Source organism: Aliihoeflea sp., from assembly GCF_052435475.1.
In the GTDB taxonomy this organism is placed as follows: domain Bacteria; phylum Pseudomonadota; class Alphaproteobacteria; order Rhizobiales; family Rhizobiaceae; genus Aliihoeflea.
In genome coordinates, this window is sequence record NZ_JBQVMV010000014.1 from 81,966 (window position 1) to 100,531 (window position 18,566).

Below are 18,566 nucleotides of genomic sequence, written 5' to 3' on the forward strand. Positions count from 1 at the left end.
ACGTCGGCGGCAGCACTTCCCGTCCGGAAACTCGGAAAATATCGAATTCCGATCACGCAATCTTTCAATGACGCAACCATGCAGCGGTATGGTGCGATCACACCATATACGCTCAGTTCACGCCGATTTCCCGCGTCATCTCCCGATCAAGCCACGAAGCGATCTTGTCCGCAAGAGCCTTGGGGCTGACGGGCTTCGGCAGGTAGTCGTCCATGCCGGCCTCCAGACAGCGCTCGCGGTCACCCTTGAGTGCGTGCGCGGTGACGCCGATGATGGGCACCGGCAGTTCCGATGCGCCTATCGCCCGGATCGCGCGCGTCGCTTCCAGCCCGTCCATGACCGGCATCGACACGTCCATCAGGATCAGCCGCGCGCCCGTTTCCCGATAGCGATCGAGCGCCAGCCGGCCATTGCCGACGATGGCGAAGTTCAGCCCGATCTCTTCCAGTATCTGGCGGAAGACAAGCTGGTTCACCTCGTTGTCCTCGGCCACCAGCACATCGAGCGCAGGCCGGTCGCCTGCCGCTTCAACGATGCGCGCCGGCGCGGCCATTTGCTGCTTCTCCGACTTGACGCCGATCGGCACCACGACATTCGGCACGGCCGAGCGCCGTCGCTGGATGGTATCAACGAGCGTCTTGAGCAGGACCGCCGAACGCGCCGGCTTGATGAGCTGCGCCTCGATGCCGAGTTCGCGGCCCGGCGCGCCCGTAACCGCCTGGTCGACCGAACTCAGGAGCAGGATCGGCGTGCGCGCGATCTCTTCGGTCTGGCGAATGATGCGGGCGGCATCGACGCCGGTCATTTCGGGCATCTGGTAGTCGAGGATGACGCAGTCGACGTCGAACCCGCGCCGTGCCGCCTCGGTCAGGACCGCGATGCCCTCGGCCGCGCTCGTCGCCGCGCAGGCGTCGAATTCCCAGCCCTGCATCTGCTCGAGCAGGATCGAGCGGTTGATCGGGTTGTCGTCGATGATCAGCACCCGCGCACCGCGTACGTCGAGCGCCGGGGAGCGCTGCTGCGTGTTGTCTTCGGCATGGGGAAGGTCGATGGTGAACCAGAAGCGCGAGCCCTGCCCTTCCGTGCTCTCGACATCGATCGCGCCGTCCATCAGCGCGACCAGCCGCGACGAGATGGCGAGGCCGAGCCCGGTTCCCTCGTGCCGCCGCGTCGACGACGCATCGACCTGGCTGAATTTCTCGAAGACCAAGGCCAGCTTGTCGGCTGGAATGCCCATGCCGGTATCGGTCACGGAAATGGTGAGGCGGGTGCCGGATTCGGATGCGACGCCGCTGACGTCGACGAGAACGTGTCCGGTATCGGTGAACTTGACCGCATTGCCCATCAGATTGGTCACGATCTGGCGAATGCGCCCGCCATCGCCGACGAAGCGGCGCTTCAGCCCCGGCGCGAACCGGACGATCATCTCGAGGTCCTTCTCCTTCGCGCGCGTCGAGACGAGCGTCGCGACGTCCTCGATCGCCTCGGCGAGGTCGAAGGGCGACGGGTCGAGCGCGAGCTGGCCCGCATCGATCTTGGAGAAGTCGAGAATGTCGTTGATGATGGTCAGCAGCGCATTGCCGGATTTGACGATGATGTCGGCGAACGTCTTCTGCTTGGCGTCGAGATCGGTCTTCCAGAGAAGTTCGGCCATGCCGAGAACGCCGTTCATGGGCGTCCTGATCTCGTGGCTCATATTGGCGAGGAATTCGGACTTGGCGCGATCGGCCAGCTCTGCCTTGTGCTGGGCGTCCTCAAGTTCCGCCTCGCGCCGCTTCATCGCTGTGATGTCGAAATAGGAAACGAGCCGCCGCCCGCCGGAAAGCGGCGTCACCGAATAGATCATGGTGCAGCCGTCGGCACGGGTGAACTCGCGCGGCGGCACGTCACCGGACGCGATCTGCGCCAGCCGTTCCTCGACGTAAGTCGCCCAGGCTTCGTCGTCGACGTCGTAGATGCCGTTGCGCCGGCTGACTTCCATCATGTGGCGTGCATGCGAGCCGACCGGTATCTCCTCCGGCTTCGCGTGCCAGAGCCGGTAATAGGCTTCGTTGATGATCTCGGTGTTGAGATCGCCGTCGAGCACGACCACGCCAAGGTCCATCGTATCGAGCGTGCGCTGGAGGTCAGCCGACAAGCTCTCCGCACGATCGCGCGCAATCGCCAGTTCGCGCTCGCGCTGCTTGTGGTCCGTGATGTCGGCGACGATGCCGACGCGGTCGCCATTCGCGGTGACCTGGTCGTGCCGGCGCATCCAGCGCCCCGTCGGCAGGCGAAACTCCACCTCGTGGTCGACAAGCGCTTCCCAGCGCGCCACCTGTGCATCGACCCATTTCTTCGCATTGCAGCGCGCTTCGGCCACGCCGCCCCGCTCCGCAAGCTCGCTGAACAACTCCCTGTAGGTCTTCCCGACCTCCAGCTTGATCATCGAGAACTGCTCCTGCAGCGCGGTGTTGAATGCGACGAGCCGGTCCTCTCCGTCCCAGAGCACGAAGCCGTCCGGCATCGCATCGATGGCCGATTGCAGGCGCCCCTGCGCTTCCAGAGCCTCGCCCTTTGCCCTTTCCAACTCGGCCTCGCGCGCCATCACCGAGGTGATGTCGGTGCAAACCCCGATGGTGCCGCCATCTTCGGTGCGGATTTCGCGGTGGATGACGTGCCGCCCATCGCGAAAGACGAGTTGCATTTCGAAGCTGGGTCCGCTGCGCTGGGCGAGCACATGCGCCCTGAGGTCGGCCGGATCGGCGTCGCCGATCTCCCAGACACGGCGCTCGATGGCGGCGTCGAGCAAATCGGCAAATTGCACGCCAGGACGAATGAAATCGGCGATCGGGGCGTAAAGCGCGACCATCGCGTCGTTGTAGTGGACGAGGCGGTCGTCGCGATCATAGTAGCAGAACGCGTCGCTCATCACGTTGAGCCCGGCCATCAGCCGGCCCGCATGCGCGCGCTCGTCGCCATCCATGGTCGGAACGGACCCTGCGCCTCGCGCCACCGCCTTCGCCAAAACTCCTTCAATTCCCACGAGCATGCCCCCACATCCCGACGACGCGGCGACACTGCCCGACAGTCACTTAACGCGACGCTAAAATGATGAACATGTGGGGTACTTGACGCAAAAACCCGCAAGCGCGGGGTCCAAAGCGACGCGTCTGAAGAAGATTGGTACTCCCAAGGGGAATCGAACCCCTGTTTTCGCCGTGAGAGGGCGACGTCCTGACCGCTAGACGATGGGAGCGTCCAAGTCGCCCATATAGAAGCGAATCCGCGCGAAGGCAACCGGGTCCGGCGTGACTTTTTTCTGACCTAAGGTCGCGCCGGCTGGATCAGATCGAAGAGATTTCCATAGCAGTCGGCAAACACCGCGACCTTGCCGTAGACTTCCGTGCGCGGCGCCTCGCGGAAGTCGACGCCGCGTGATTTCATCGCCGCATGATCGGCATCGAAATCGTCCGTTTCGATGAAGAAGCCGACACGCCCGCCCGTCTGGTTGCCGACCGCGCCGAGTTGCGCCCCGTCATCGGCCCTTGCCAGCAGGAACGCGCAGCCGCCACCGGCAGGCGCCACGCGCACCCACCGCTTGTCGTCGCCGAGCCGGACATCTTCCAGAAGCTTGAAGCCGAGGGTCTCGACATAATGCGCAATCGCCCTGTCGTAATCGTCGACGACCAGCGTCACGGTGGCGAGGCGAAGTGCCATCTACTCGCTCACCAGAGCGAAGCGCGCAATGATGCGGGCCGCGCCGATGTCGTAGACGAGGATTTCACGCGCGCCGCCGACCTCGACGAGAAGCGTCAGCCTGCCGCCGGAAAGCGACTGGGACAGAACGTTGGCCCCGGCAGGCAGGGCGATTTCGCCGGTGATCGTGCTGCCTTCGGGCGGGAGCGGCAGGCCTGCCGGCGAGGCCTCCTCGGCAGCAGGCTCCGTCGAGACCGCACGGTAGACAAGCGCGCCCACCACGGCCATAAGGGCCAGGAACAGAATTCCCAGATTGATGACGACGAAGCGCATCAGCTTGGCGCGCACCTTTTCGACGGCCGGATCGAGCGGCTCGTCTGGGTCGATCGGCTGGGGCGGGCGCTCGGTCATAGAGAAATCCACTGGTCACTGCGAAATGAGCGTTCCTGATAGCGAAGCAACCGCCGGTTTGAAAGCCTTCGCCGTCGGCGAGGATGCCGCAGGCACGCGCCTGGACCAGTGGCTGGCCGCGCAAACCGCGCCCGACCTGTCCCGCAGCCGCATCCAGGCCATCATCAGGGGCGGCGACGTCCGGATTGACGGCAAGGTGGTGCTTGAGCCCAAATCGAAGCTTGTCGCAGGCACGCTCGTCACGCTCGGCATGCCGGAACCGGAGCCGGCGGAACCGCAGGCCGAGGCGATCGAACTGGCGATCCTGTTCGAGGACGACGATCTGATCGTCATCGACAAGCCGGCCGGCCTCGTCGTCCATCCGGGCGCCGGCAACTGGACCGGAACGCTCGTCAACGCGCTGATCCACCATTGCGGGGACACGCTGTCGGGCATCGGCGGCGTCAAACGGCCCGGCATCGTCCACCGTCTCGACAAGGAGACGAGCGGCGTCCTCGTGGTCGCCAAGAACGATCTCGCCCACCGGGCGCTTTCGGATGCCTTTGCCGATCATGGACGGACCGGCGATCTCGAACGCGCCTACCATGCGGTTCTCTGGGGCGTTCCACCGCGACCGGCCGGCATCGTCGACGCCCCGCTGGGCCGGTCGGGCACCGACCGCACGAAACGCGCCGTCGTTCCCGAAGGCCGGCCAGATGCCCGCCATGCGGTGACGCACTACCAGATCGTCGAGAAATTCGGCGGACGGGCCGATGCGACGGCGTTCGCCTCGCTGGTCGAATGTCGTCTCGAAACGGGCCGTACCCACCAGATCCGCGTCCATATGGGCCATATCGGCCATCCGCTGATCGGCGACCAGACATATGGGGGCGCTTTTCGCACGAAGGCGAACAAGCTGCCGGATGACCTGAAGGACCTCGTCGCGGATTTCCCGCGCCAGGCACTCCACGCCCGTCTCCTCCAGTTTCGCCACCCAGGGACGGACGAAATCCTGCGATTCGAGGCAGCCTATCCGTCCGATTTCGCGGAACTTGTCGAAGCCCTGCGTCGTTTGCCATCCGAATGACGAAATCCCCGGTGACATTGTTCACCTGAGGACGACGCTATGTTTCAGCGCGAAATGTGCCGTGCAATTCGCCCGCGCGATCCCTATATTGTCGATATGGCGTAACAGGCCCACGGCGCTGCGCCACCTGCCCGCCGTCAACGGGGGCATGCCGATTTGAGAGAAGGGGTGCTTTATGGCCCAGACACTACCAAGCATTGCGACCGGAGAGGGAGGCCTTTCCCGCTATCTTGAAGAAATCCGTCGCTTCCCGATGCTTCAGCCGCAGGAAGAGTACATGCTCGCCAAGCGCTATCTGGAGCATGACGACACCGCTGCTGCACACAAGATGGTGACCAGCCATCTACGTCTCGTCGCCAAGATCGCGATGGGTTATCGCGGCTACGGCCTGCCGATCGGCGAGGTGATTTCCGAGGGCAATGTCGGCCTGATGCAGGCCGTCAAGAAATTCGAGCCCGAGCGCGGCTTCCGCCTCGCGACCTATGCGATGTGGTGGATCAAGGCTTCGATCCAGGAATATATCCTGCGTTCGTGGAGCCTCGTGAAGATGGGCACCACCGCCAACCAGAAGCGCCTGTTCTTCAACCTGCGCAAGGTGAAGGGCAAAATCCAGGCGCTCGACGACGGCGATCTGAAGCCCGAACACATCACCGAGATCGCGACGCGCCTCAACGTTTCGGAAGAGGAAGTCGTGTCGATGAACCGGCGCCTGTCGGGCGACGCGTCGCTCAATGCGCCGATCCGTGCGACCGAAGGCGAATCGGGCGAGTGGCAGGACTGGCTGGTCGACGACCATGAAAGCCAGGAAGAGATGCTCGTCCAGCAGGACGAACTCGAAAGCCGCCGCTCGCTGCTGAGCGACGCCATGGGCGTTCTGAACGAGCGCGAGCGCCGCATTTTCGAAGCGCGCCGGCTGGCGGAAGACCCGATGACGCTGGAAGAGCTTTCCGGCGAGTTCGACATCAGCCGCGAGCGCGTCCGCCAGATCGAGGTGCGGGCGTTCGAGAAGGTGCAGGATGCGGTCAAGGCCGCAGCGCGGCGCCAGGCACAGTCGCTGCGGACGATCGAGGCCGACGCGCGCTGATCTCGCACCAGCGTCCCAAACAAAAAACGCCGGCTTAACCGCCGGCGTTTTCGTTTCTACTGCGGCTGATCGTCGCTTTCCTCGGCGATCGGAGCCAAGGCGGCCCAGGCCCGCAACGCTTCCTGGAAGACGCGGTCGCCCGGAATGCCCTTTTCCATCGTCATCAGCGCGCGACGCCCCGAACCGTAGGTGATCGGAATGTCGATCCAGCTCTGGCGGCGCAGAAGCGTGGTGTTCGCCTCGACCTCGGCGGAGGAGTCAGACAGGGCGACAAGGAAGAAGCCGTCCGCGATCTTCGCCGGGATGCCGATCAGCGGATTGCCGGCCGCCTGTTCGGTGTCCTTCATCGCGACACGCAGAACATTGTCGATCGACCCGCCCGAAAAATCGTCGGATGTCAGGAAGATCATCTCGATGATGTGGCTTGCCGGAAGCGACTGGTCGCCATTGCGACGGATCGTCATGCGAAGCTGCAGATCGCGCGCGGGGATGGTGACCTCGGCACGGATCGCCGCCTCTGGCGGCAGGTCCCCACCCGGCGATTCCTGCACCAGCGACCACAGGATCGTGCCCGATTCGGCCGACCCTTCCGCATTGGACGTGCGCTCCTCGTAGAAGATTGCGCGCTGACCGACCGCCAGTTGCGGCTGGTCCTGATTCTGGTCCGTGCCCGCTTGAGGCCCGGACGTCGCGCCCTGCGCCTGGTCGGGCGGCGTCACGGCGGCGACGGACGTGCCTTCGCCGATCGTGGGCTCTTCGCCCGCAACGCCTTCATCGACTTCGGTGCCGTCGGGCATCAGCCGCTGCGTGAACTTTTCGGCCTCCGCCGCCGGCGTTTCCGCAGCGTCGGTCTCTTCTGTCGGCGCGGACGCGACATCCTCGCCTTCCGGCTCGGCCGTCGGCTCGGTGGCGACGTTCTGCGGCGCGGAGCCGAACATGGAGGCGAAGTCGTCGCGATTGAGCCAGATGCCGTAGCCGGCGCCTGCAACCACGATCGCGACGAGAAGCGCGGCGATCAGGCCCGCACTGGCGCGGCGCTTCTTGCGGACCGGAACCCGCGGAGCGTAGAGCGGCTGCGTGCCAGCACCATCGTCCTCGTATTCATCGGGCCGCAGCGCCGCGCGATCGGCGTGCCCGTCGTCGAGAAAGACGTCGCGCTGGGCCTCGTCCTGCCACCGGGTGTCGTCCGCATAGGCGTCCGAATAGGGGCGCTCTGCGTAGTCGTCGTCATAGCCCGCGGGACCGGCGGCATAGGCTGCGTCGCTGGCGGCCGGCTCGTCGTAGATTTCCTCGGCGGGACGTGAGGGAACCGGCTGATAGGGCTCGACCTCGTCGCCGGCCGGCTCGTCGCGATATGCGGTGCGCGCTTCTTCCTGCTCTTCGCCGAAGAAATTCGAGAAGTCCTGTTCGAAATCGGGATCGGCGGCGGGCGGCGGCGGCGCGGCATATTCGTCCCGCACCTGCACGATCGCCGCTTCGAGCGACTGGCGCTGGCGATCGGCAACCGCCGGTGGCGGCGGCGGGTTGAGCGCGGCGAGCTTCGCCTCGATCGTCGCCCGCGCCTTGTCATAGACCTTCTCGCGCATCTGCGGAGAATTGTCCTTCAGGCCGTCGATCGTCTTCTTCAGAACCGCTACGAAATCTGCCATGCGAAACTATGCCTTATCTGGCTTCCGGTTCCGGAAGTCAGGGTCCCTATGTGAACCCGAAACTAGTCTTGAAAGGGGTCGGTCACAAGTATGGTGTCGTCGCGCTCGGGGCTGGTCGAAAGCAGAGCGACGGGGGCGCCGATCAACTCTTCGATATAGCGCACATACTTGACCGCCTGGGCCGGCAGGTCGTTCCACGAACGCGCATTGGCGGTCGTGCCCTCCCAGCCCTCGAGCGTCTCGTAGATCGGCTCGACGCGCGCCTGCGCGCCCTGACTGGCCGGCAGATAGTCGATCACCTCGCCGTCGAGGCGATAGCCGGTGCAGACCTTGATCTCCTTGAGCCCGTCGAGAACGTCGAGCTTGGTCAAGGCGATGCCGTCGATACCGTTGACCGCGACCGCCTGGCGAACGAGCACGGCGTCGAACCACCCGCAGCGGCGCTTACGGCCGGTGACGGTGCCGAACTCGCGGCCGCGCGTGCCGAGGAATTCGCCGACCTCGTTGTCCTGCTCGCTCGGGAACGGGCCTTCGCCGACGCGGGTCGTGTAGGCCTTGGTGATGCCGAGCACGTAGCCGATCGCGCCCGGACCGACGCCCGCGCCGGTCGCGGCCTGGCCGGCGACCGTGTTGGACGAGGTCACGAACGGATAGGTGCCGTGGTCGATGTCGAGCAGCGTGCCCTGTGCGCCCTCGAACAGGATGCGCTCGCCGGCGCGGCGGGCATCGTCGAGCACTTTCCAGACGCGGTCCATATAGGGAAGTATCTGGTCGGCGATGCTGGTCAGCTCCGCCATGATCGTCTCATGCGCGACCTCGCCATGGCCAAGACCGCGGCGTAGCGCGTTGTGGTGCGTGAGCAGCCGGTCGACCTTCGCCGGAAGGGTCTCCAGGTCGGCAAGGTCCATGACGCGCACGGCACGGCGGCCAACCTTGTCCTCGTAGGCCGGGCCGATGCCGCGGCGCGTGGTGCCGATCTTGGTGCCCGAATTCGAAGCCGCATCCTCGCGGAACCCGTCGAGCTCGCGGTGGAGCGACAGGATGAGCGCGGTGTTCTCCGCGATCTTCAGCCGGTCCGGCCCGACATCGACGCCCTGCTCCTTGAGGCGGGTCATCTCGGCGACGAAAGCGTGCGGGTCGAAGACGACGCCATTGCCGATGATCGACATCTTGCCCGGGCGCACGACGCCCGACGGGAGCAGCGACAGCTTGTAGACCTTGCCGTCGACGACCAGCGTGTGGCCGGCATTGTGACCGCCCTGGAAGCGCACGACGACATCGGCGCGTTCGGACAGCCAGTCGACGATCTTGCCCTTGCCTTCGTCGCCCCACTGCGAACCGACGACCACCACATTGGCCATGAAAACCCATCCTCATCAATGTCGGGACGCGCGGCCCCTCGCAAAAACGAGAGCCTCTATAGCGGGCAATCAAGGCATACGCGACCCCTTCGCGTGCGAAAGCTTGAGCTCTGGGTCAATCATTATTTGTTTGCGGCCCGGTTTACCCTGCGGTGGTCGATGAATAGACAGGGGGCCAACCGCCGACGAAGGCCGCAATGGTTCGCACCGCCTATATTCTCCTCTTCCTTACGGCCCTGATGTGGGCGGGCAATGCCATCGCCGGCAAGCTCGCCATCGGCCACATCTCGCCGATGATGCTGACCTTCAGCCGCTGGGCGGTCGGCCTCATCGTCATCGGGATCATCGGCTGGAAGCAGTTGCGGCGCGACTGGAAGGCGGCGCGCGGCAAGCTCGCGCTGCTCTTCATCCTCGGCGCATCGGGCTTCGCCTGGTTCAACGCGGCGCTCTACAGCGCCCTGCTCTACACGTCCGCGATCAATGTCTCGATCGAGCAGGCGGCGATGCCGATGGTCATCATGGCCGCGAACTTCCTGCTCTTCGCGATGCGCGTGACATGGGCGCAAATCGCTGGCTTCGTGCTCTCCATCGTCGGCGTAGCGATCGTCGCAAGCCATGGCGAACTCGCCCGTCTCGTCGAACTCGACGTCAATCGGGGCGATGCGCTGATGGTCATCGCGGTGTTGCTCTACAGCTTCTACACGGTCGCGTTGCGCTTCAAGCCGGCGATCCACTGGCAGAGCATCATGATCGTCATGGTGTTCGGCGCCATGGTCGCCTCGCTGCCCTTCGTCGCCTGGGAAGCGGCGAGCGACCGGCTGGTGCTGCCGGACGCTCAAGGCTGGGCGATCGTCGCCTACACGGCGCTCTTTCCCTCGCTGCTGTCACAGATCTTCTTCATGCGCGGCGTCGAGTTGATCGGTGCCAACCGGGCTGGGCTGTTCATCAATCTGGTGCCGATCCTCGGCACCATCCTGTCGATCCTCATCCTCGGCGAGGCGTTCGAAGCCTTCCACGCCGTCGCCATGGTGCTCGTCATGGGCGGCATCGCGATGGCGGAGATCAGCGGCCGGCGCGCGGCGGCGCGCATCTGAGGGAAACAAAGCACCGCTCGCGCGTTGAAGGGCACCATTCCCAACGCGTGAGAGAAAATGGACGTCATCCGCATCATCGCCGCGATCCTGCTGCCGCCGCTCGGCGTGTTCCTGCAGGTCGGCTTCGGCCTTCACTTCTGGCTCAACATCCTGCTGACGCTCCTGGGCTACATTCCCGGCATCATCCACGCCATCTGGGTCGTCCTGCGCAAATGATCGCGACCGCCGCGCCCCGGATCGACCGGCCTGCTCCCGATTTCGTCAAGGAACTGGACGAGGTGCGGCGGCTGGCGAAGCTTCTCGACACGCGCTGGAAGATCCCCGGCATCGGCGTGCGCTTCGGCATCGATCCGGTTCTCGGCCTCATCCCCGGCGCGGGCGACCTCGTGGCCGGCGCCATCTCCACCTATGTTATCGTCAAGGCGCATCGGCTCGGCGTGCCGAAATCGATGCTGGTGAAGATGGCCTGCAATGTCGCGGTCGACACGGTCGTCGGCTCTGTGCCGATCCTCGGCTCGGTCTTCGACCTCTTCTACAAGGCATCGACGCGAAACCTGCGTCTTCTCCAGACGCATCTGGAAGACCGCGACAAGATATGAAAAAGGCGCGGATCGCTCCCGCGCCTTATCCTTCATTCCAGTAGCAGATCAGCCCGTGACGTCGAAATGCAGCGGCTTGGCCGATTCGATCGACGGGTGCGCGCGCACCTCTTCGAGCACCTTTTCAGGGAACGGCGCATCGAGATAGAGCAGCGCGATGGCATCGCCGCCTGGCCGATTGCGACCGAGCTGGAAGTTGGCAATGTTGACGCCGTTCTTGCCGCAGACCGTTCCGAGCAGACCGATGATGCCGGGCGCATCGGCATTGGTGGTGTAGAGCATGTGCTCGCCCACTTCCGCGTCGAGATTGATGCCCTTGATCTGGATGAAGCGCGGCTTGCCGTCCGAGAAGCAGGTGCCGGCGATCGAGCGCGTCTTGGTCTTGGTCTTGACGTTGAGGCGGATATAGCCGTCGAAGACGCCCGACTTGTCGCGGCGAACCTCGGAGAGGACGACGCCGCGCTCCTTGGCCATGATCGGCGCGGAGACCATGTTGACGTCGGCGACCTGCGGCCGGATCAGCCCGGCCAGCGCAGCCGAGACCAGCGCCCGCGTGTTCATCGACGCCGTATTGCCGTCGAACAGGATTTCGACTTCCTGGATCGGCTCTTCGGTCACCTGCCCCACGAACGCACCCAGGACTTCGGCGAGCTTGATGAAGGGCTTCAGGCGCGGTGCTTCCTCGGCCGTGATCGACGGCATGTTGATGGCGTTCGAAACCGCGCCCTTGACGAGATAGTCCGCCATCTGTTCGGCGACCTGCAGCGCGACGTTCTCCTGCGCCTCGGAGGTCGAGGCACCCAGATGCGGCGTCGCCACGACGTTCTCCATGCCGAAGAGCGGGCTGTCGGTCGCCGGTTCCACTTCGAAGACGTCGATGCCCGCGCCGGCGACCTTTCCGGACTTCAATGCCTCGATCAGGTCGGCCTCGACGATCAGGCCGCCGCGCGCGCAGTTGATGATGCGCACGCCGTCCTTCATCCTGGCAAGCGCCTCCTTGTTGATGATGCCCCGCGTCTTGTCGGTCATCGGCGTGTGCAGAGTGATGAAGTCGGAGCGGGCGAAGATTTCGTCGAGCTCGACCTTCTCAACGCCGAGTTCCTGCGCCCGGCCTTCCGATAGGAAAGGGTCGAAGGCGATGACGTGCATCTTGAGCCCGACGCCGCGCATGGCGACGATGGAGCCGATATTGCCGCAGCCGATGACGCCCAGCGTCTTGCCGGTTATCTCAACGCCCATGAAGCGGTTCTTCTCCCACTTGCCGGCATGGGTCGAGGCGTTCGCTTCGGGAAGCTGGCGGGCGACGGCGAACATCAGCGCGATGGCGTGTTCGGCGGTCGTGATCGAATTGCCGAAAGGCGTGTTCATCACAATGATGCCGCGCCGCGAGGCGGCCGGAATGTCGACATTGTCGACGCCGATGCCGGCACGCCCGACGACCTTCAAATTGGTTGCGGCCGCGATCAGCTTCTCGGTGACCTTGGTGGCCGAGCGGATGGCAAGGCCGTCATACTGGCCGATGACTTCGAGCAGCTTTTCCTTGTCCTTGCCGAGATCGGGCAGATAGTCGACCTCGACGCCGCGATCCTTGAAAATCTGGACGGCGGTGGGCGAAAGCTTGTCGGATACGAGTACGCGGGGCGCCATGGCTGGCCTCCTTGAAACGATGCGAGATGGGGGAAAGCGGAAGCCGGCTAGTGGCTTCCGGGAAAGATGTCAGGCAGCCGCCTTGAGTGCGGCCTTCTGCGTGGCGAAAGCCCAGTCGAGCCAAGGCGTCAGCGCCTCGAGATCGGTCGTCTCGACGGTCGCGCCGGCCCAGATGCGCAGGCCTGCGGGTGCATCGCGATAGGCGCCGATGTCGAAGGCGACGCCTTCCTTGTCGAGCGCGGATACCATCGCCTTGGCGAAGGCCTGCTGTGCATCGTCGGAGAGCGCGGTGAACTCGGGATCGACGATCGACAGGCAGACCGACGTGTTCGAGCGCGTTTCGGGCACGACTGCCAGATGCCCCGCCCAGGTCGAACCGGCGACGAAATCGTTAAGCACCTTGAAATTGGCGTCCGCGCGGGCGACCAGCCCGTCGAGCCCGCCGACCGACCGCGCCCATTGGAGCGCGTCGATATAGTCCTCGACGCACAGCATCGACGGCGTGTTGATCGTCTCGCCCTTGAAGATGCCCTCGATCAGCTTGCCGCCCGAAGTCAGGCGGAAGATCTTCGGCAGCGGCCAGGCGGGCTTGTAGCTTTCCAGTCGTTCGACAGCGCGGGGCGACAGGATCAGCATGCCGTGCGCCGCCTCGCCGCCGAGAACCTTCTGCCAGGAGAAGGTGACGACATCGAGCTTGGCGAAATCGAGCCTTTGAGCAAAGGCGGCCGATGTCGCGTCGCAGATCGTCAGGCCCTTGCGGTCGGCCGGAATGAAATCGCCGTTCGGCACGCGCACGCCCGAGGTCGTGCCGTTCCAGGTGAACACCACGTCGCGGTCGAAATCGATCTGCGAAAGGTCGGGCAGTTCGCCATAGGGCGCCTCGATCTTGCGCGCATCGTCGAGCTTGAGCTGCTTGAGGACGTCGGTGACCCAGCCCGAGCCGAACGATTCCCACGCGACCATGTCGACGCCGCGCTCGCCAAGCAACGACCAGAGCGCCATCTCGACGGCACCGGTGTCCGAGGCCGGCACGATGCCGATGCGGTAGTCCGCCGGCACCTGAAGGACTTCGCGGGTGAAATCGATCGCCTGTTGCAGCTTCGTCTTGCCGATCTTGGCGCGATGCGAGCGGCCGAGCGGGGCATCAGCGAGCGCATCCAGCGACCAGCCGGGACGCTTCGAGCAGGGACCTGAAGAGAAATTGGGATTTGCCGGACGCACTTCCGGCTTGGACGCCGCACGGATTGCGGGCGTGGAATTGGTCGTCGTCATGGTTCTATCCTTCCAGATAGCTGGCCCCTCGTTGGGGAGGGGTGGCCCACTGACGGCGATATTCTTTCCCTCATGCGGCGTCAAGAGGATTGTTCGCGTCGCTTTTGGAGCACGAGAAACGAAAAGGGCGAGCCGAAGCCCGCCCTTGGGAAGCCGGTGAAGTGTCGTCTACCAGAGATCGTAGCGCAGGCCGACCTTGATCTGGTGATAGTCGATCCCGCGATCGATCGTCAGCGTATCGGTGTTCAGATACTCGGCGCGCGGGGAATCCACGTACTGGTAGCCGAAGTCCAGCGAGACGTTGTCGGCGACCTGATAGTTGATGCCTGCGTTGAGGGCATAGGCGAAATTGGTCTGGTTTTCCTGGAACGCGAACACCGACGTGCCACCGACACTGTAGTCGTAGCCCTGACGGGTGTGCATCAGGCCGGCGCCCGCACCGATATAGGGTGTGAACCCGGAAACGGTGCCGAGGTCGAGATAGGCGTTTGCCATTCCGTACCAGGCGTCATGCTTGGCATCGAAGCGCTCACCGCCGCCCGCGACGGAAAAGCGGTCGCTTGCGAGCAGTCCGGCACTGATATCGCCGCGCAGGATGTCGTTGAAATGGTAGCCGATGCCGACCGAGCCGCCGAAACGGTTATTGCGCGTGTCCTCTCCGACAATGGTGAACTCGTAAAGCGGATCGCTGACCACATAGGTGACGTCGCCGCGCAGATACCAGCCCGAGCCGACCTCGACCGGAACATATTCCGGCGCCTGTTCGATGAAGATCGGCGGATCGTAGTCGGCCGCCAGCGACGGGCCGGCGAGCGCCGCAAGCAACGCCGCGGAGGCGGCAAGGCGCAGAATCGTTGGCATCAGCGTGAACTCCCAATGACGGCGGCTAACAGTGCCGAACCCCTGATGCGAACGATCATTAACCATGCCGGTTAATTCGCGGTTAAGCATAAACCGGAGCGTGTGCCGTCAACGAAAAAGGCCCGGCACATGGCCGGGCCTTTTCGTGTCGCACGAAGGCGGATCAGTTGAACTTGTAGCGGAAGCCGAGCTTCAGGTCGTGCGACGAGATGTCGTTGAAGGTGAAGCCGTCATTGGGACGCGAGAAGGCCGGATCGTAGTTCTGCGCGACGCCGGTCTGGCCGTCGCCCAGGTGAACGTAGCTGTAGCCGAGATCCATGGTGAGCTGGTCGGTGACGGCATAGCCGAGACCGGCATGCAGCGCCCAGGCGAGTTCCCACTGCGAGTTCTTCGGCGCGTAACCGCCGGCGCTGGAGAACACGTTGGTATCGTTGAAATGCGCGATCGTGTTGCGCGAGGCGCCGATGCCGGCGCCGATATAGGGCGAGACGCCACCGAAATTGCCCAGATCCGCATAGGCGTTGGCCAGAAGCAGCAGTTCCGACTTGGTCGCCGTGTAGGAGTTGGTGCCGGCGAGCGCGCCGGTCGCATCGTTGGTGAACGTGTCGAGCGCATAGAAGTTCGCCTTGCCGCGATATTCGGCCGTGACGTCGGCGCGCAGCCAGTCGTTGAAGGCATAGCCGAAGCCGACGCCCACGAGCGGTGCGGACGAGAAGCCGCCCTCGTCGAGCCAGGTCTGCGTAAAGCCGGGCACCTCGAAATATTCGTAGTCCAGCCCGTCATAGCGCTGGTTGCTCATGCCGACATGGCCGCGCAGATACCAGCCGCCGAACTGTGGCACGGGAACGGGCGCTTCGTAGACCGGCGGAACGTAGATGTCTGCGGCGATCGACGGGACGACCGGCAAAGCGAGAACTGCACCGGCCGTCAAGGCCGCGACAATGCTGAGTTTCATGATCTTCATCCTCACAGACGCCGGGCTCGTCTGATTACCCCCGGGAATTGCACCTGGAGGAAGATCGCTCAGAAAGGTTAAATGCCGCTTAACCCTAATTCTTTACCTTAATCGACAGTTACTTCTGCTTGGCGGGGTCCGAAAACGAACGAGGCCTCCCTTGTGCAGGGAGGCCTTCGCGGTCAGATGGGCGCAAGGATCAGGCGGCGCTGCGGGTGCTTCCGATGACGCCGACCAGATCGTCGACAACCTTCTCCACCATCGAGCGGTCGTCTGCCTCAGCCATGACGCGGATCAGCGGTTCGGTCCCCGAAGGACGGATGACGACGCGGCCCGACGCGCCGAGCATCGACTGGGCATCGTTTATCGCCTCCTTGACGACGTCCGTCTCGAGCGGCGAGCCGCCGGAAAACCGGACGTTCTTGAGGATCTGCGGCACCGGTTCGAACTTGCGGCACACTTCGCTCACCGGCTTTCCCGCGCGCTTGACGCAGGCGAGGACCTGAAGTGCGCAGACGAGCCCGTCGCCGGTGGTCGAGAAATCGGTCAGCACGACGTGCCCCGACTGTTCGCCGCCGACGTTGAAGCCATGCGCACGCATGTGCTCGACGACGTAACGGTCGCCGACCTTGGTGCGGTGAAGCTCGAGACCCTTGTCCTTGATGAAGCGTTCGAGCCCGAGATTGGACATGATGGTGGCGACGAGGCCGCCGCCATTGAGCCGTCCCGCCTGATGCCAGGTCTCGGCGATCAGCGCCATGATCTGGTCGCCGTCGATGACGGTCCCGTTCTCGTCGACGATGACGACCCGGTCGGCGTCGCCGTCGAGCGCGATGCCGATATCGGCGCGCACTTCGTGGACCTTCTTGGACAGGGTCAGGGGATGCGTCGAGCCGCAATCCTCGTTGATGTTGAAGCCGTTCGGCTCGTCATTGATGGTGATGACTTCCGCGCCCAGTTCCCAAAGCGCATTGGGTGCGACCTTGTAGGCCGCACCATTGGCGCAATCGACGACGACGCGCAGCCCGGTCAGCGACATGGCGCGCGGCAGGGTGCGCTTGGCGAATTCGATGTAGCGGTCCTGCACGCCATCGATGCGCTTGGCCCGGCCGAGCCCGTCCGAACTGGCCAGCGCCTGGTCGAGATCGCCATCGACCATGTCCTCGATGCCCTGCTCGATCGCGTCGGACAGCTTGTAGCCGTCAGGACCGAAGAGCTTGATGCCATTGTCGTAGAAGGGATTGTGCGAGGCAGAGATCATCACGCCGATGTCGGCGCGCAGCGAGCGCGCCAGCATGGCGACGGCGGGGGTGGGGATCGGACCGAGCAGAAACACGTCCATCCCGGCCGCACAGAAGCCCGCGACCATCGCGTTCTCGATCATGTAGCCGGACAGCCGCGTATCCTTGCCGATCACCACGCGGTGGCGATGGGTGCCGCGCTGGAACGACATGCCCGTTGCCATGCCCACGCGCATCGCGGTTTCGGCCGTCATCGGGAATTTGTTGGCACGGCCGCGAATCCCGTCGGTACCGAAATAACGTCTCGTCATCCGTTTCGTCCTGCTGTCTGGTATGGCCAACTCTTGCCATGGCTGAGCTGCGAAGGAGCATCAATATTTGTAACGGTGCTATAGACGCCAAAATACATGCGCGACAAGTTTGATCCCGATTGCTGAACAATTCTTCAAACGCGAAAGGTCAGACCGCGCGATCATCGATCTCGCCCATGGGCTTTGCCCGCGTCGACATGCGCTTGATGTGCGGATAGAGATCGCGCGAAAAGATGCCGTAGACGCGCCGCAGTTCGGCGATGGGGTCGTGATGGTGATCGACCCGTACGTCCCAGAGCGGATATTCTTCCGTATCGACCACATAGACAGTGGACGACAGTTCTTCCTTGCGATCGCCGCCATGCGCGTCGCCAGCGGCGATCGCCTCCACGAGGCGTCCGGCAAGCGGCAGGTCGGCATGGGCCTCGAACGCGTCGCGGATCGCCGCGATGACCTGAGGGCCCTCCAGCCGATTGCCCTGAACGGTGAGGTTTGGAAAGACGGCGTGGCCGCGCCAGTCGATGCACTTGCTGCCGGTCCAAACCGCGCCGTGTCCCGTCGAATCCAGCACCGCGAATTGCCGGTTCTCGATTTCCGGATCGTCCCTTTTCAGGATCTCCAGAACCTCGTCGGACGAATGCCCCGCGCGCAGCAATTCGATCCCGTCGATCCCCAGATAGGGATTGACCAGCGCCTGCGTGGCCACCGCGCCCTTGCCCGGCCAGGCATAGGTCAACAGCTTGCCGACCGCCGGCATGGCGGTGACGGCGCCGATGCCGAACTGGCCGGTGCGCGGACAGCGTGCGGTGAGCGAGAAAGTCATGCGCCCTGCCGCAGATCGGCCAGATGCCCGAACGCGTCGACCACCGCCCGGTAGACGTCGCGCTTGAACGGAACGACCAGGTCGGGCAGGTCCGACATCGGCTTCCAGTCCCAAGCATCGAACTCGGCCGCATGGCCGCCGGGCGGAGGATCGATGGCGATCTCGCTTTCATCACCCTCGAAGCGAAAGGCGAACCAGCGCTGCATCTGCCCGCAATATTTGCCCTTGAACGCCACGCCGACGAGATGCGGCGGCAGGTCGTAATTGATCCAGTCCGGCGCGGCCTCGATCAGCGACACGGTCTTCATGCCGGTCTCCTCATAGAGTTCGCGATGCGCCGCCTCGAGCGGGTCCTCGCCGGCATCGATCCCACCCTGCGGCATCTGCCAAAGTTGCGCGGCACCCGCCATTTCGCCATCGGGCTCGGCGATGCGCCGTCCGACCCAGACGAGCCCGTCGCGATTGAGAACCATGATGCCGACGCAGGGCCGGTAGGGAAGCTTGTTCTTCATCC

Annotated in this window: 17 protein-coding genes and 1 tRNA gene; 5 read left to right on the forward strand and 13 right to left on the reverse strand. The window is 64.2% G+C overall.

Going from position 1 to position 18,566, the window contains the following annotated elements; genetic code table 11:
- Positions 1-112: 112 nt before the first annotated feature.
- From ACT6QU_RS15235 to ACT6QU_RS15250, 4 genes are all read right to left on the reverse strand, one after another.
- Positions 113-3,031 (reverse strand): response regulator, encoded by a 2,919-nt coding sequence (locus ACT6QU_RS15235; protein ID WP_444564401.1) that lies wholly within the window; start codon positions 3,029-3,031, stop codon positions 113-115.
- A 132-nt stretch (positions 3,032-3,163) separates the two neighbouring features.
- Positions 3,164-3,238 (reverse strand) — tRNA-Glu (locus ACT6QU_RS15240).
- 68 nt (positions 3,239-3,306) lie between these two features.
- Positions 3,307-3,699 carry a VOC family protein gene (locus tag ACT6QU_RS15245; protein WP_444564402.1) on the reverse strand — a complete coding sequence of 131 codons (393 nt, stop codon included), beginning with the start codon at positions 3,697-3,699 and terminating at the stop codon, positions 3,307-3,309.
- A complete protein-coding gene (locus ACT6QU_RS15250) occupies positions 3,700-4,089 on the reverse strand; it encodes a fimbrial protein (protein WP_444564403.1) in 390 nt (129 codons plus the stop codon). It abuts the gene before it with no gap.
- A gap of 25 nt (positions 4,090-4,114) precedes the next feature.
- Between ACT6QU_RS15250 and ACT6QU_RS15255 the strand changes: the two genes are divergently transcribed.
- Positions 4,115-5,155, forward strand: coding sequence for an RluA family pseudouridine synthase (locus ACT6QU_RS15255; RefSeq protein ID WP_444564404.1), 1,041 nt, complete (start codon positions 4,115-4,117; stop codon positions 5,153-5,155).
- A 175-nt stretch (positions 5,156-5,330) separates the two neighbouring features.
- A complete protein-coding gene (gene rpoH / locus ACT6QU_RS15260) occupies positions 5,331-6,239 on the forward strand; it encodes an RNA polymerase sigma factor RpoH (RefSeq protein ID WP_444564405.1) in 909 nt (302 codons plus the stop codon).
- 56 nt (positions 6,240-6,295) lie between these two features.
- Here the strand turns inward: rpoH and ACT6QU_RS15265 are convergent, their stop codons facing one another.
- Positions 6,296-7,888, reverse strand: a complete 1,593-nt coding sequence (locus ACT6QU_RS15265) for a hypothetical protein (RefSeq protein ID WP_444564406.1) — start codon at positions 7,886-7,888, stop codon at positions 6,296-6,298.
- Between the two features lie 62 nt (positions 7,889-7,950).
- Positions 7,951-9,249, reverse strand: a complete 1,299-nt coding sequence (locus ACT6QU_RS15270) for an adenylosuccinate synthase (RefSeq protein ID WP_444564407.1) — start codon at positions 9,247-9,249, stop codon at positions 7,951-7,953.
- A gap of 197 nt (positions 9,250-9,446) precedes the next feature.
- Between ACT6QU_RS15270 and ACT6QU_RS15275 the strand changes: the two genes are divergently transcribed.
- Genes ACT6QU_RS15275 through ACT6QU_RS15285 form a run of 3 tightly spaced genes read left to right on the forward strand, consistent with a single transcriptional unit; the run spans position 9,447 to position 10,942 of the window.
- Entirely contained in the window at positions 9,447-10,343 is an 897-nt protein-coding gene (locus tag ACT6QU_RS15275) for a DMT family transporter (RefSeq protein ID WP_444564408.1), read from the forward strand.
- A gap of 57 nt (positions 10,344-10,400) precedes the next feature.
- Positions 10,401-10,559 (forward strand): YqaE/Pmp3 family membrane protein, encoded by a 159-nt coding sequence (locus tag ACT6QU_RS15280; RefSeq protein ID WP_035449617.1) that lies wholly within the window; start codon positions 10,401-10,403, stop codon positions 10,557-10,559.
- Positions 10,556-10,942 carry a DUF4112 domain-containing protein gene (locus ACT6QU_RS15285; protein WP_444564409.1) on the forward strand — a complete coding sequence of 129 codons (387 nt, stop codon included), beginning with the start codon at positions 10,556-10,558 and terminating at the stop codon, positions 10,940-10,942. Before ACT6QU_RS15280 ends, ACT6QU_RS15285 begins: the two co-directional genes overlap by 4 nt.
- A gap of 48 nt (positions 10,943-10,990) precedes the next feature.
- Here the strand turns inward: ACT6QU_RS15285 and serA are convergent, their stop codons facing one another.
- The 7 genes from serA to ACT6QU_RS15320 form a co-directional block, all read right to left on the reverse strand.
- A complete protein-coding gene (gene serA / locus ACT6QU_RS15290; RefSeq protein ID WP_444564410.1) occupies positions 10,991-12,589 on the reverse strand; it encodes a phosphoglycerate dehydrogenase in 1,599 nt (532 codons plus the stop codon).
- Positions 12,590-12,658: 69 nt separating this feature from the next.
- The gene (locus ACT6QU_RS15295; protein WP_444564411.1) at positions 12,659-13,861 is read right to left on the reverse strand and encodes a phosphoserine transaminase; all 1,203 of its coding nucleotides are present in this window, start codon (positions 13,859-13,861) and stop codon (positions 12,659-12,661) included.
- A gap of 168 nt (positions 13,862-14,029) precedes the next feature.
- Complete coding sequence (locus tag ACT6QU_RS15300; RefSeq protein WP_444564412.1) at positions 14,030-14,722, reverse strand: outer membrane protein; 693 nt, start codon at positions 14,720-14,722, stop codon at positions 14,030-14,032.
- Positions 14,723-14,885: 163 nt separating this feature from the next.
- Positions 14,886-15,677: an outer membrane protein gene (locus ACT6QU_RS15305; protein ID WP_444564413.1), complete on the reverse strand. Its 792-nt coding sequence runs from the start codon at positions 15,675-15,677 to the stop codon at positions 14,886-14,888.
- Between the two features lie 199 nt (positions 15,678-15,876).
- Positions 15,877-17,229 (reverse strand): phosphoglucosamine mutase, encoded by a 1,353-nt coding sequence (glmM, locus tag ACT6QU_RS15310; protein WP_024587077.1) that lies wholly within the window; start codon positions 17,227-17,229, stop codon positions 15,877-15,879.
- Positions 17,230-17,377: 148 nt separating this feature from the next.
- Entirely contained in the window at positions 17,378-18,052 is a 675-nt protein-coding gene (locus tag ACT6QU_RS15315) for a DUF1028 domain-containing protein (RefSeq protein WP_444564414.1), read from the reverse strand.
- Positions 18,049-18,564 carry an RNA pyrophosphohydrolase gene (locus ACT6QU_RS15320; protein ID WP_444564415.1) on the reverse strand — a complete coding sequence of 172 codons (516 nt, stop codon included), beginning with the start codon at positions 18,562-18,564 and terminating at the stop codon, positions 18,049-18,051. The genes ACT6QU_RS15315 and ACT6QU_RS15320 overlap by 4 nt, the downstream gene beginning before the upstream one ends.
- Positions 18,565-18,566: the final 2 nt, after the last annotated feature.